We start from the raw sequence: 13,917 nt of genomic DNA on the forward strand, positions 1-13,917 counted from the left end.
ATCCGCTATAACCTTATCATAAAGCGTGACAGATGTCAGCCGGAATAATGATACGCGACACCCGATTAGGCTGAGATCACCAGCAATGGGATCGCGATTCGGCTGGCCATACGTTCAGTATGACTGCCGTTGAACAGCGAATCAAAGAAACCGTGGTGGCGGTGTAACATCGCCAGCATATCTACCTGACCGTGTTCACAAAGCCATTTAAGGCCTTTTTCTGTATTGTCGCTTATTACTGTCCGTTGATATATTTTATCATAATCGGCCTTATTGGAAACCTCTGTCAGGAAATGGTCCATCCATTTTTCAAACGCGAAGGTTGGCTTTTTCTCGTGTTGTATATGCGTGATTAAAATTTCAGCATTTAGTGATTTAGCCAAAGGGATGAGTTTATAAAGCTCCTCCAATTCATCTTCAGAACTTTCAACGTCGATAGCGAATGCGATCTTTTTAATAGGAGTATACTTTGCTGCTTGCGGAACGATCAGTAACAATTTTGATGAATCGTTTATCAACTGACTGCTATGATCTCCCAGAAGAAATGTAGTCATCCAATCATTGCTATGTGCACCTATTATAACCAGGTCGATTGCCTGTGTTTCAATAATATTGCTCACAACATCTATCACCGTACCTGACTTATCAATAAAGGAGATGGCTGGTTTAAAATCGTCAGCCAGATCATGCTGTTGCATACTTGTTTTTAACCTTTTTAATTTCTTCTCGCTATCGTCAATAAGCAACCCCATTTCTTCCATAGGCCACACAACCAAACCAGCCTGCGGTGATTCTGCGGGAACAGTAATTGCGTTGCACAAGATTATGTCGGCTTTTAAACTTTTTGCGAGTTGGTAGCCGTATTCAGCAGCGTGCTTGGCAGTTGCTGAAAAGTCTGTAGGCACAAGGAATTTTTTCATGATGCAAAACTGATCAATTCAAAGAGCCCCGCTAATGACCAGTGTCAGTCCATTTAATGCGCCATATCATATTTAAGCCGGCAGATACGCAGCATCTTTGCAATCACTACTGATCAAAAAACCCATTATGAAATTCTTAAAATTCAATTTTAGCCATCCCTTTAAAGGCCGGGCTAACCTGATTCAGTTGAACACGTTTGCGCCTCAAAGCCTGACGATCCTTATCGATAATGACGGCTTACTGGAGATTCCGATCAGCGCCTGCAATACCGGCAAATGGCGATTGGTTTTAGATTGGATATATGAAGAAAACACCTTTTGCTACCAGGAAAATTTCGAGGTTTCAAACCATCTGGGCTATAGTTCATTAATTAATCGTTAAATAATTGATAAAAAAGATATTGCGGGTTAATTAGCTTACATTTGAGATGCTCACTCTCCTTTGTTAGGATCAATATTGCTTTTTTAAACATTAATTAATCCTCTATCATGCAGAATATCGTCCCTCATCATATCATTGCCATCGGCGCTTCTGCAGGAGGGATGGAAGAGATCAATTCCTTTTTTGACCACACCCCGTTAGACGGAGTAGCCTATGTCATTATCCAGCATTTATCTTCTGACTTTAAAAGCCGGATGGTGGAACTCCTGGGTAAACATAGTAAGCTGGAAGTTTTAGAAGCAGAGGATGGCTCAGAGATAAAAAGTAACCAGGTTTACCTGATCCCCAACGATAAATTCATGACCATATCGGGCGGCCGTTTACACCTGAGTACTAAGACCAACGTAAAAGGCCCGCACCTGACAATTAACGCGTTTTTTAATTCTCTGGCAGAAGATTGCGGAAACAAGGCCATTGGGGTAGTGTTATCGGGTTTAGGCTCCGACGGCACAGACGGAGTGAAAAATATTAAAAAAGCAGGTGGTATGGTGATTGCCCGGAATCCGGATACGACGGATTTCAGCAGCATGCCAGCTCACGCCATAGCAACAGGACTGGTTGATTATATATTGGAACCTGCAGCGATGCCGGACGCGATCGAAGATTATGTAAAATTGGGTTTGGCGATATTGAGCGAACATCCCCACGACGAAAAATTCGTTAAACAGATCATCGAACTGATCAAAGAAAAGTCGCCGCTGGATTTTTCGGACTATAAATTACCAACCATACTCAGAAGGACCAAAAGGCGCGCAAACCAGGGGAATTTTTTATCGCTTGAAAAATACCTGCACTTTCTTAAGTCTAATACAGAAGAGGTGGAAGCCCTGGCGAAAGATTTCCTGATCAGTGTAACCTCTTTTTTTAGAGATAAAGAAGCATTTGTCTTTATCCAAAAAAAAATACTACCTGTTGTTTTGGAAAAAGTTGCACCCGGCGAAGAATTAAAAATGTGGGTTGCCGGTTGCGCAACCGGGGAGGAAGCTTATTCAATTGCTATTCTGGTTGCAGAACAGCTCACCGGAAAATACAAGGACATCATTGTTAAGATCTTTGCTACAGATATTGACAGCCTCGCTATGGAACATGCTGGTAGAGGCATTTATAACAAGGATATCACCAAACATGTTACGGAAGAAAGGCTGGAAAGATATTTTATCAAAGAAGGCGATTCTTACCGGGTAAAGCCCGAGATACGCAATATGGTCATCTTCGCCCAGCATGACCTGGTAAAAAACCCTCCGTACTGCAATATGAATTTTATCAGCTGCCGGAACCTGCTTATCTACATGACCCCGGTTTTGCAGAAAAAGATCTTCTCCATGATGCTTTTTGGGCTGAAAATGGATGGCTACCTTTTTCTCGGCACCAGTGAGAACCCTATGCCGATTATCAAGAACCTGGAGGTGGTTAATAAAAAATGGAAGATTTACAGAAATTTGAAAGCACGACGCGAAGTCAGCTTTGATGCGTTTACGCTCCCGGAATTACTTGATATTAAACGCACACCGGCAGTACAGCGCGAAGAAAGCAATATAAGTACCAGCAGCACGGTTGCGGAAGCGATGAATACCCACCTTGCCGAACAACAGGATTACCTGGCTGTCTGCATCGATGAAAACAATTCAGTGGTCAAATCATACGGTGATACCAAATATTTGCTTAAGCAACATTTTAACTTAAACCTTGCGGAACTACTGCCCAAACCGCTCGCCGTCGCTTTTAGTACTCTTAAACGAAAGGTTGGTCAAACTCATGAACCGGCCACGTTAAGTGGTATTAAAATCAAACATGCAAACAAAGTGATCAAAGTCACGCTGATCATCAGCCCGCTCAAAGTAAATAAAAACGAACAGAAACTGCAGATGGTTACTATATGCAAGGATTCACCAATGGATACAACAATAGCGGATAACATGGTATTTGATGATAAGATACATCAGGACCAGTATACGCTGAACCTGGAAGAAGAGTTGAAGGATTTGCAGGTAAAACTGCATTCGGCTTACGAAAGGCTCGATGCCTCGAATGAGAACATGCAGTCATTCAATGAAGAACTGATTTCGGCTAACGAGGAAATGCAAAGCACCAATGAAGAGATGCAATCGGTTAATGAAGAACTGCATACGATAAATGCAGACTATCAGCTAAAAAATAAAGAATTGCTGGAAATCAATGACGATCTGAATAATTATTTTCGGAGCAACGTTAACGGGCAGCTGTTTATCAACAATGATCTGCTGTTGATGAAGTTTTCGCCGGGTACGGTCAAACAGATCAACCTGCTGGAAACGGATATCGGCCGGCCGCTAAGTAATATATCGACCAATATCAAATTTGAGACGATTATAGAAGATATTAAAGTTGTATTGGAGGAAGGGACTGTCATAACTAAGGAGATCGAAACTAATAACGGCAAATGGTACCAGATCATGACCATGCCTTACGTACAATTAGTTGATGAAAAAAGGAATGGTGCCATTGTTACGTTTAACGACATTACCGAGTTAAAAGCTACCCAGGTAGAACTAAACCGCAAAAATAAAAGCCTGGAGCGAATTAATGGCGATCTCGACAACTTTGTGCATACCGCTTCGCACGATTTGCTGGCTCCGCTGGCCAACATTGAAACCAGCGTCGGGATAATGAATCTCATCAAAATAACAGATCCTAATCTGACTAAATTCATCTCCATCATCAATTCATCGGTTAAAAAATTCCGCACACTGATCAACGATATTTCCGTTATCGCCCGGATCGAGGGCGATATGCTGACCATGGAAATGGTAGACGTGGAAGAGATCATCGCTAATATTGAATGGAGCCTGGAAGGCAGGATAAAAAAAACAGGCGCGGTGATCACCAAAAATCTGGAGATCAAAAAGATACTGTTCTCCAAAAAGAACTTGCGTAGCATTCTTTATAATTTGGTTGCAAACGGGATCAAATTCGCTAACGGAGATAGTCCGGTAATCCATATCGCAGTTATCAAAAATTCCGAACATATTTTACTCTCGGTTAACGACAACGGCATTGGTATCGCTCAAAATCAATTGGACATCATTTTTGGTATGTACGGAAGGTTGAATAAAGAAATGGAAGGCCAGGGTATCGGCTTATACCTGGCCAAAAAAATTATAGATGCCGCTAACGGCAATATAACTGTCGAAAGTGAAATGGGAAAAGGCAGTACATTTAGTATCTCCTTACCGTTGCCTGTTGTGGTAGCTGATTGATCAGTGCTTAGTCTATATGCCTGATCCGTTGCCTGACCGCATTTATACCCGTCCGGTAGTACCGTTGCGCTTTGATCCTGAGCAGATCGTAAACCAGTGCGAATAATAAGATCACTACAGGTGCAAAGAAAGACCGAAAACTGAAACGCTGAAACAGAAAGGCCCCAAAAATCGCCCCGGCCAAAAAAAAGAAAATGATATAAAGGCGCAATCTGATCTTGGATATTAGCTCGGGCCGGCGGATTTTATCGCCGTGCATAACCTGCGCCAGGTCGATGCCCAGATCAGTAAAGGTCCCTGTCAAATGGGTCGTCCTGACCACCGAGCCTGAAACCATTGAAACGAGGGCGTTCTGCAAGCCCATGGCAAATAACAGGCTTCCCGCAAAATATTGTCGTCCACTTATGGAGCCATTGGTATCCTGTCCATAGAGCGCCGAAACCAATAATATCAACACTTCAATAATGACCGGAATAAAGTAAGAGAACCGCTGGTTCTTGCCGGTAAAAGAAAGGATAAGGCTGGTAAAAAAGGCACCGGTTAAAAAAAGCAGCATCCAGAGCGCAATTACCGCCGCTGTTTTCCAGTCCATAAAAGCTATCCGTTCGGCCAGTAAGGCGGCATGACCGGTTACATTTGTAGTGAGCACAGAAAAACCCAGAAACCCCTCTGCATTTACAAATCCGGCCGTCAATCCCAGCAGTGTAGCCAGCTTTAAATTGTGATTTGGGGTTCGCTTCGCGCCTAAATGCCTTAACATTTTTTTATTGGTTATGGCAAGAAGCGATTCGCTTTTCGTCAGGTGTAATATCAGTTCAAATATAACCTGCTATTAAGATTTAAGCAGCACAAAATTCTTATTTACTTTTAAAGTTAAAAGTGTGTTAATATTCCTACCTAAAGTGGCAATTGGGCGTTACAGCTTTTTCCTGACGTAAATATGCTTTATATGATGATTTTTGCCGCTCTCCCGCTCATCCACTTCAAAACGCTCCATGCTTTTTATAAACGGCAGCATCTTTAAAAAGCCGTAGTTTCTTGGATCGAAATCCGGTTTCTTCTTTAGCATTAAGTTACCTAATTCTCCAAGGAACGCCCAGCCATTATCATCTGCAAGGTCGGCAATACTGGCCGACAATAGCTTGATAATTTCAGGATCGACACTGTTTAACGGTTTAGGCTTAGCTTGTTTTTTGGCCTTTGATGGCGACTTAGCCTCATTGTCAATTATGGCAGGCAGCTCTTTCTTTAGTATCTCGATATAAATAAATTTGTCACAAGCAGTAATAAAGGGGTTCAGGGTCTTTTTTTCGCCGATCCCGATAACTTTCATCCCGGCTTCGCGTAACCTTGTTGCCAGTCTTGTAAAATCACTGTCGCTTGATACAATGCAAAACCCGTCAACCTTGCCGGTATATAAAATATCCATTGCATCTATGATCAGCGCGCTATCTGAAGCATTCTTTCCGGTAGAATAACTGTATTGCTGGATGGGGGTTATCGCATTCTCCAATAATACTTTCTTCCAGCCTGACACCGTTGGTTTTGTCCAGTCAGCGTAAATACGTTTGAACGTCGGAGTTCCATATTTAGCGATCTCTTCGAACATCTCTTTCACGCTGGCATAAGGGACATTATCCGCGTCTATCAGTACTGCTAATTTTAAGTCCTTCTGGGTTTCAATCATAATAAATGTGCCAGGGTAAATTGTACTAGCAACCAATATCGCTATAATTTAACATAACACGCTATAATAATATATTTGGAAAGCGTAGAAATGGCTTCCTGCCGGGTTATCCAGATGTCAGCGGTCAAACTCAAAAAAAAGCATCTTAGAAAATTGCTTCAAGAAAATCACGACAGATTGATAGTCGACCGTTCCTTGCTGCTATTGATAACGGCGAACTACATTAAGCAGTAAACTTCGATCTTTTATAATGATTTTCCAGTTCCTTTAGTCTGGTCAGTTGCCCTGGTCTGGGATTGATAAAAGTTCTCGCTCTTTTGATCAGCGCCAAAGCATCTTCAACAGTCAGGCCGGTTTTTATCAGGTAAGCCGCCGCCATAGTAGGGCCGCGGCCAAGTCCCTGACGGCAATGAACATACACTTTTCCACCATCTCTGATCTCTTTATCAGCGAAATCTGCTCCCTGTATCAATATATCCAGCGGCGGCGGCGTATTGTCCGGGGTTGGTAAATGCAAGTAATGGAAACCCTCATAGTGCGAGCCTGAATAGATAGAATGCATCCGCATATTGACAATGCCGGTTATCCCCAGGTCTTTCAATTTACGTAACCCAACAAGATTATACTGGCTGCCCAAATATAGGTTAGCCGTGATCTCACAGCGCTTGAGCCTGGGCATACCGAAGATTACGCGGTATAGGTTATCGGAATTATATTGGACGAAAAGGCCTGCCAGTCTGAATATACTTTTGAGTTTGGCTATCATGTTTATTTGGATTTAAAAGGGACGAGCATGAGTATTGCACCTGGCATGACCGTTATCTTTAGTTTTTTGGTATTCCGTTTAGCATCATCACAAATAAAGTTCTGCTTTTTTGGCAACGTAATGACTGCTTTAGAACACGTCCAGTGTTGCAGCGCCGTGGTTTCGTTTTGAAGCAAGGTGCTGCCTGCCACTTTCAACAAAGTCAATAGATTCTTATCAGGCATCAGGATCACATCCAGCAGCCCATCGGTGATACTGATACCAGGCTGCAGTTCAAGACCACCCATGCCCATATTACCTGAATTGGTAATGGTTAAAGCCACACCGCTGGCCCGGAACTTTTTTTTATCGTCCAGCTGCAGTTCATAAGTGATCGGCTCTGCTTCTGCCACCTTTTGAATAGTTGTTATACCATACGCCAACTGGCCAAAGTTATTCTTCAGTTCCCGATTCGCTCCAATGACCATATCAGCCATAATGCCGAGATTGACACGTAAAAGAAATGGTTCGCCGTTGACGCGACCCATATCTACAGCTTTTAAATGAAACCGGCCTTTTTTTAATATTTCCAACGCAGCTTCGGTATCAGTTGGTACGCCAAGTTCCCCGGCCATCACATTGGCGGTCCCTCCAGGCAGGATGGCCATTGGTTGTTTGCTGCCGTTAAGGGCTGCCGCTACAGCAGTCACGCAACCGTCGCCGCCGTATACCACTATCAGATCGGTGTTGCCGATTAATTTACGTGCGATTTCACCAGCGCCCAAACTCTTTTTAGTGAGTGAAACATCCCAGTCCGTTCGGCTATTCTTAAAGGCCAGGCTGATGTAGGATAAAACCGGCTCTTTTTTAGCGGCGGCGGGGTTGATAATGAAATGAATATGCTTAAACTTCACGTGGTGATAACACCGGTTGCCGGGTTTAGTTTAGATATATGCCAGGGTAATACAGGGTATACACCATAATGTTGTGCAATCGTTTTTAATTAGTTGCACATTATCTGTTTCCGTAGCCACGTCTTAATCTGTCTATTCACTATCATCACCTGTATTTTTCAATGCGGATAATATGGAAAAGGCACCTTTTAGCACAAAAGTACCATCCTTTAGCTCGGGCTTGTTTAAGGTAATTTGGTTCCATCCATCCTGAGTTACACCCGTCTTTACCGGTACTAAGCTGTATAGGGTATTATTGCCTTTTTTAATAGCTAAAAAAATGCCTTTTTGTCCGCTAAAGTTTACCAACGCAGCATCTGGAACAGCCATCGTGTTTTGTGGTTTGGTGTTAATGTTAGCCTGGATAAACATATTAGGCAGCAAGTTTTTGTCGGTTTTTAAAAAGTGGCAGTGAACCATCACGCTGCGTGTAGAATCTAAAACCCGGCCAATCAAAATTATTTTCCCCGGGTAAATTTTCCCGGGCACACTTGGTAATTTAATATCTACCGTATTGCCAATGGCAATTTTTGATATGTCCTGTTCAAATACTGTAAGGGCGGCATGTATATCATCGGTATTCACCAATTCCATTACAATATCTGTAGGGTTGGTGAATTTACCTACACTAACATTTACCTGCGATACGTAGCCGGTAATGGGCGAGGGAATATTAATGACAGAACGTATTGTTGCCGGTGTTAATTTTTTTGAATCAATGCCTATCATGCGGAGTTTTTGTGCTAAACCAGCTGCCTGTGCCAGCTCGCTGTTATATTCGGATTGTGACTGCTGGTAAAGCTTTAGCGGGCTTGCTTGTTGCTGGCTCAGCACTTTTTGGCGCTCCATTTCCTGTTTTAGAAAGGTTATTTTGCTTACGGAAGTTAAATAATCCTGTTGTAGAGTGATGTATTCCTGATTTTCTATTTGCGCTATTACTTGCCCTTTAAGTACGTGCTCGCCCGGTAGCATGGTGGTTCGTTTCAAAAAGCCCCCCATGGGCACGTTTACCGCAATTAAGTTTTCTGGCGGCACATCTACCTGGCCGTTAACACTTATTGTGGCGTTGAGTAAATGCATAGGTAATTTACCGGTGTCGATCCCGCCATTTTTGTTTTGCTCTTGCGTAAAACTTATGGTATTACCTTTAGCCTTATTTTGCTGTTGTGTAGTATCACTACCACCGTCCTTTTTGTCATCTTTTTTTCCGCCGCACGCAGTGAGCAAAGCTGCGATAATCAATAAATATAATAGTTTCATGGTTTCTCTGTTTCGCCCTGGTAATACCAGAGTTGATTAATTGTTTGGTCTAATTGCAGCAACGCATCAAGCCGGTCTGTTCGCAATTGAATGGATTGGTTGTAATAGTTGGCCCATTCCAGGTAGCTAATACCGCCGTTGTTAAACGATAACGTAGCTGTGCGCACCAATTCTGAAGCTTGTTTGAGCGCTGCTGATTCGTAATAGTTAAGTGCCTTAACTTGTTGATTGTAGCGCCGATAACTTTGCAGCCATTGCCCGCGCCACTCCAGTTGCCTGACCGTGTAGGTATATTCCGATGCTTTTTTCTGATAGTCGGCCGATTTTATCGCAGCCTTATGTTGGTTAAAAAATAATGGGATATTCACCCCAACCATGTAAGACGAGAACCGGTCGCCCTTGTTAAGGTACAGGTTGGAATTGCGTATATCCGGGCCGGCAAAGCTTTGGTTGCTGTAACTCAGGCTCAATTCAGGTAATGATTTGGCTTTGCTGACTTTCATCTTCCACCCGGCAATCAGCACTTGCTGTTGTGCTTGTTTTACTTCGGGGTTGTCCAATGCTTTAACAGTATCTGGTAAAAAAATATTTTGCCATGCAGGCGGTGCCTGCTCTATTGGCAGATAAGCCACGCTGCCGCCCGTTAAGAGCATTAGCTTGCTTTGCAGCACCCCAATTTCAGATTCAACTAATTGACGCTGGTTTATCAGCATACCTGCTTTAGCCTCGGCACTTGTTAAATTGATCCTGGAAGTTTCGCCCATTTTAAATCGAAGCTGCTCCAGTTTGATTACATTGGTGTAAACAGAATCCTGATCTTTTAACAACTGCAATTTAGCGGTTGAGGCGGTTAACTGAAGGTACACGTCCCGTACCTGGTAGGCCAGCTGGTTGCGTAAACTTTGTTCCTGTAACGCCGACAGCCCGGCCTCTGCATTGTAATAGTTACGCTGGTTGGTGTAATACCCCGGCAATGCAAAGTTTTGGGTCACAGAAACGCGGTTATCCGTGTTTGAACTGTTAATATTGCCGGCATCGTAAGACAACTGTGTTTTAGCGATATCGTAAGCACTTCCTACGTTTGCCTTGCCGGCTAATGTCTGGTTCTGAGCCGCTTTTAAAGATAAATTATTGCTTAATGCCAGCTTAATCGCTTCATTAACCGTAATGCGTTTTTCACTACCTGTTTGTGCTTTTAGCGGCAATACAAAGCACAAAAGCAATACGGCTATAATAGCGCTTTTTTTAGCTTTGCCTTTCCCTCTTCCATTATCTTTTGGTTTCGAAGCGAACTGCTTATACAAGGCCGGTAATACTACGAGGGTTAACAAAGTAGCGGTGATGAGCCCACCAATTACTACTGTTGCCAAAGGCCTTTGCACTTCTGCCCCGGCATGTGTTGATATAGCCATTGGGAAGAAACCTAAGGATGCCACGGTTGCGGTCATCAACACCGGGCGAAGCCTGTTAGCCGTACCTTTTTGGATACGTTCGTCGGCGTCATCATCGCCTTCTTCTTTCAGGCGGTTAAATTCACTTATTAAAACAATGCCATTTAATACTGCTACGCCAAAAAGCGCAATAAAACCAACACCGGCAGATATGCTAAATGCCATTCCGCGTATCCATAATGCAAACACACCACCTGTTGCCGCCAGTGGTATCGCAGAAAACACGATTAAAGCTTCCCTGAATTGATTAAAGGCAAAATACAAAAGTATAAATATGAAGAACAATGATGCTGGTACCGCTATGGCTAATCGTGCTTTAGCCGAATTTAGGTTTTCAAATTGCCCGCCATATTCTACGTGATAGCCGGGCGGTAATTTTAGTTTTTGCTGTACCTGCGCCTGCAAGTCTTTTACTACGCCTTCCACATCGCGCCCGCGAACGTTAAAAGATACCGAAATCTTCCGTTCACCATTTTCGCGCTGTACCTGGTTGGGCCCGTCTTTAATTTCTATCGAAGCCAGCTGACTTAACGGAACCTGGTTGCCATTGGGCGTATTAATGAGCAACTCACCAATATGATCAAAATTAGCACGCGCGGTATCTGCTATACGCAGCATTACGTCAAACTGCCTTTCGCCCTCATATATATTACCTGCTTTTTCGCCGGCAAAAGTTGCGTTTACAATGTGGTTAACCTGGCTGATGCTTACATTGTATTGTGCCAGCGCTGCCCGGTTGTAATGCACCACAATTTGCGGCAGGCCACCAATTTTTTCAGAATAAACATCTACTGCACCTTTTGTACCTGACACCAAACCGCTTAGTTTACCTGCCAGCTTTGCCAGTTGGGTAAGGTCATCACCAAATATTTTCACAACAACATCTTGCTTAGCACCGGATATCAATTCATTGAAGCGCATTTGTACCGGATACTCGAAACCAACGTTTAAGCCCGGTATCTGCGAAAGTTTTTTACTCATCGCTTCCTGTAAACCCGCATAGTCTTTAGCAGTGGTCCAGGTAGATTTATCATTAAGGGTTATAAAAACGTCGCATTGTTCAAGTGACATCGGGTCGGTAGGGATCTCTGCCGAACCGATCCTGCAGGTTACCTGTTGCACTTCAGGGAACTTTTTCAATTCCTCGCTTGCAATCTTCATTCCTTTAATGGTTTGTGTTAAAGATGTACCGGGTAAAAAGCGGGCATCTAAGGCAAAGTCGCCTTCTTCTAATTGCGGGATGAATTCGCCACCTAAGCCATTGAAAACCCAGTAGGCTAATCCAAATAGTAAAACGGCAATAAATATGACTGTTTTGGTGTGTCCGATTGCTGCTTTTAATAAGGGTTGGTACCGCCTTTGGATTGCGGCCATCATTTTATCGGAAAGATTAGTTTTCTTTTTGGTTTTCTTACTCATGGTAAGCGCTGTCATCATAGGCACATACGTAAGCGATAATATAAATGCACCCAATAATGCAAAAGCTACCGTTTCGGCCATCGGTCTGAACATTTTACCCTCTATGCCTTCTAAACTCAATATGGGCAGGTAAACTATTAAGATAATGATCTGACCGAAAATGGCCGCGCTCATTAACCGGGAGGCTGATTGTTTAACTTCATCATCAACCTCGTCTTGCGAAAATTCATTTTCATTTGGATGGTTATTGATCTTATCCCTAAAACGGTGCATTACACCCTCAACAATAATTACCGCACCATCAACAATTAAACCGAAATCCAATGCGCCCAAGCTCATCAAATTTGCCGACACATGGAAAAGATTCATGATGATGAGCGCAAATAGCATGGCAAGTGGTATAACCGAGGCCACCACCAGCCCCGAGCGCAGATTACCTAAGAATACAACGAGTACAAAGATTACGATCAATGCTCCCTCTATCAGGTTGCGCTTTACGGTAGATATCGAATTACCCACCATTTTGCTGCGTTCGTAATAGGGTATTATGGTCACTCCTTCGGGAAGGCGTTTTTTGATGAGCTCAACTTTTTCCTTCACATGTTTTACAACATCCATCGCATTGGCGCCTTTGAGCATCAATACAACCGCGCCGCTTACTTCACCATATTTGTTATTATACATGGCGCCAAACCTGATGGCGCTGCCTTCTGTAACCCCGGCAACATCTGCCAGCCGCATAGGTATGCCGCGGGATGTTTTTACAGGAATACTTTGCAGGTCTTCTATTGAGGAAGCCATTCCTTCGGTACGAATGTAATAAGCGTTTGGGCCATTTTCTATATAGGCCCCGCCTGTGTTTTCGTTATTTTGCTGTACAGCGTTAAAAAGTTGATCGAGCGTGATGCCTAAGCTTTTGATCTTAGCGGGATCAACAACTACCTGGTATTGTTTTAACTTTCCGCCCAGGCTGCTCACGTCTGCCACACCCGGCACGCCCAGTAACTGGCGGCGCACTATCCATTCCTGCAGTGTACGCAGCTGGGTTAAAGTGTACTTGTTTTCGTAGCCGGGCTTTGGTACCACGTAATATTGATATACCTCGCCTAAGCCTGTTGTTACCGGCCCCATATCCGGCTCGCCAATTCCCGGGGGGATCATTCCCTTAAGCTGATTTAAACGTTCGCTTACCTGCTGCCGGGCTTTAGTAATATCTACCCCGTCATCAAAAACTACGGTAACATTTGACAAGCCAAAACGAGAGATTGAACGCATCTCTTTTAACTGTGGCAAAGAGGCCATTAACCTTTCGGTTGGAGCCGTGATCAGGCGCTCTACCTCGGGGGCTGCCAGCGACGGAGAAACCGTAATGATCAGTACCTGGTTGTTCGTAATATCGGGCACAGCATCAACGGGTAACTTAGAAGCTGAATAAACGCCTGCGGCTATAAGTATTAACACAAATAACCCTATAATGAGCTTATTGCGTACAGAGAATTCAATAATACGGTCAATCATAAAAAAGATGGAATCAACGTGAAGATTTTATTGATTGAATCTATTGAACAGGCTTCATGATTTTTTTTGGAATGGGCTGATTGGATCTTTTAGCCTTAGCAGGTTCTTTTGGAGCTTTATGCAGGCTATCACTTTTCCGGTTCTTTTTCCAGTTATCACTTATCTTTCTTTCACTTACTGTTTGACCTTGAACAGGAAACCGGCAAATGCTAAACGCAGCAAGTATTGCTGCCACACAAAAAAACTTCTTCATTGTAATTGCTATTATATGTAATGATAGCAATTT

General features: G+C 43.3%; 10 protein-coding genes. 2 read left to right on the forward strand and 8 right to left on the reverse strand.

Annotation, left to right across the window (positions count from 1 at the left end; all coding sequences use genetic code 11):
- Nucleotides 1-65: 65 nt before the first annotated feature.
- Nucleotides 66-920 (reverse strand): universal stress protein, encoded by an 855-nt coding sequence (locus IDJ76_RS07955; RefSeq protein ID WP_191162535.1) that lies wholly within the window; start codon nucleotides 918-920, stop codon nucleotides 66-68.
- 127 nt (nucleotides 921-1,047) lie between these two features.
- Between IDJ76_RS07955 and IDJ76_RS07960 the strand changes: the two genes are divergently transcribed.
- Together IDJ76_RS07960 and IDJ76_RS07965 are read left to right on the forward strand one after the other, a co-directional pair.
- Nucleotides 1,048-1,302 (forward strand): hypothetical protein, encoded by a 255-nt coding sequence (locus tag IDJ76_RS07960; protein ID WP_191162536.1) that lies wholly within the window; start codon nucleotides 1,048-1,050, stop codon nucleotides 1,300-1,302.
- 107 nt (nucleotides 1,303-1,409) lie between these two features.
- Nucleotides 1,410-4,598 (forward strand): chemotaxis protein CheB, encoded by a 3,189-nt coding sequence (locus IDJ76_RS07965; RefSeq protein WP_191162538.1) that lies wholly within the window; start codon nucleotides 1,410-1,412, stop codon nucleotides 4,596-4,598.
- Nucleotides 4,599-4,605: 7 nt separating this feature from the next.
- Here IDJ76_RS07965 and IDJ76_RS07970 read toward each other — a convergent pair whose 3' ends face one another.
- The 7 genes from IDJ76_RS07970 to IDJ76_RS08000 form a co-directional block, all read right to left on the reverse strand.
- Complete coding sequence (locus tag IDJ76_RS07970) at nucleotides 4,606-5,358, reverse strand: YoaK family protein (RefSeq protein WP_191162540.1); 753 nt, start codon at nucleotides 5,356-5,358, stop codon at nucleotides 4,606-4,608.
- Between the two features lie 156 nt (nucleotides 5,359-5,514).
- The gene (locus IDJ76_RS07975; RefSeq protein WP_191162542.1) at nucleotides 5,515-6,285 is read right to left on the reverse strand and encodes an NYN domain-containing protein; all 771 of its coding nucleotides are present in this window, start codon (nucleotides 6,283-6,285) and stop codon (nucleotides 5,515-5,517) included.
- Nucleotides 6,286-6,508: 223 nt separating this feature from the next.
- Nucleotides 6,509-7,051: a protein-tyrosine phosphatase family protein gene (locus IDJ76_RS07980; RefSeq protein ID WP_191162544.1), complete on the reverse strand. Its 543-nt coding sequence runs from the start codon at nucleotides 7,049-7,051 to the stop codon at nucleotides 6,509-6,511.
- A 2-nt stretch (nucleotides 7,052-7,053) separates the two neighbouring features.
- Nucleotides 7,054-7,944, reverse strand: coding sequence for a diacylglycerol/lipid kinase family protein (locus tag IDJ76_RS21125; RefSeq protein ID WP_191162545.1), 891 nt, complete (start codon nucleotides 7,942-7,944; stop codon nucleotides 7,054-7,056).
- Between the two features lie 132 nt (nucleotides 7,945-8,076).
- Nucleotides 8,077-9,243 (reverse strand): efflux RND transporter periplasmic adaptor subunit, encoded by a 1,167-nt coding sequence (locus tag IDJ76_RS07990; RefSeq protein WP_191162547.1) that lies wholly within the window; start codon nucleotides 9,241-9,243, stop codon nucleotides 8,077-8,079.
- Nucleotides 9,240-13,631 carry a CusA/CzcA family heavy metal efflux RND transporter gene (locus tag IDJ76_RS07995; protein WP_191162549.1) on the reverse strand — a complete coding sequence of 1,464 codons (4,392 nt, stop codon included), beginning with the start codon at nucleotides 13,629-13,631 and terminating at the stop codon, nucleotides 9,240-9,242. Before IDJ76_RS07995 ends, IDJ76_RS07990 begins: the two co-directional genes overlap by 4 nt.
- Before the next feature lie 40 nt (nucleotides 13,632-13,671).
- Nucleotides 13,672-13,884 carry a hypothetical protein gene (locus IDJ76_RS08000; protein WP_191162551.1) on the reverse strand — a complete coding sequence of 71 codons (213 nt, stop codon included), beginning with the start codon at nucleotides 13,882-13,884 and terminating at the stop codon, nucleotides 13,672-13,674.
- Nucleotides 13,885-13,917: the final 33 nt, after the last annotated feature.

It is taken from the genome of Mucilaginibacter glaciei (genome assembly GCF_014773245.1).
GTDB classification, from domain to species: Bacteria; Bacteroidota; Bacteroidia; order Sphingobacteriales; family Sphingobacteriaceae; genus Mucilaginibacter; species Mucilaginibacter glaciei.

Coding starts and splice junctions, on each gene's coding strand:
- IDJ76_RS07975 (WP_191162542.1), bottom strand. CDS start 6,285: ATGATTGAAACCCAGAAGGACTTAAAATTAGCAGTACTGATAGACGCG.
- IDJ76_RS07965 (WP_191162538.1), top strand. CDS start 1,410: ATGCAGAATATCGTCCCTCATCATATCATTGCCATCGGCGCTTCTGCA.
- IDJ76_RS08000 (WP_191162551.1), bottom strand. CDS start 13,884: ATGAAGAAGTTTTTTTGTGTGGCAGCAATACTTGCTGCGTTTAGCATT.
- IDJ76_RS07990 (WP_191162547.1), bottom strand. CDS start 9,243: ATGAAACTATTATATTTATTGATTATCGCAGCTTTGCTCACTGCGTGC.
- IDJ76_RS07970 (WP_191162540.1), bottom strand. CDS start 5,358: ATGTTAAGGCATTTAGGCGCGAAGCGAACCCCAAATCACAATTTAAAG.
- IDJ76_RS07980 (WP_191162544.1), bottom strand. CDS start 7,051: ATGATAGCCAAACTCAAAAGTATATTCAGACTGGCAGGCCTTTTCGTC.
- IDJ76_RS07995 (WP_191162549.1), bottom strand. CDS start 13,631: ATGATTGACCGTATTATTGAATTCTCTGTACGCAATAAGCTCATTATA.
- IDJ76_RS07960 (WP_191162536.1), top strand. CDS start 1,048: ATGAAATTCTTAAAATTCAATTTTAGCCATCCCTTTAAAGGCCGGGCT.
- IDJ76_RS07955 (WP_191162535.1), bottom strand. CDS start 920: ATGAAAAAATTCCTTGTGCCTACAGACTTTTCAGCAACTGCCAAGCAC.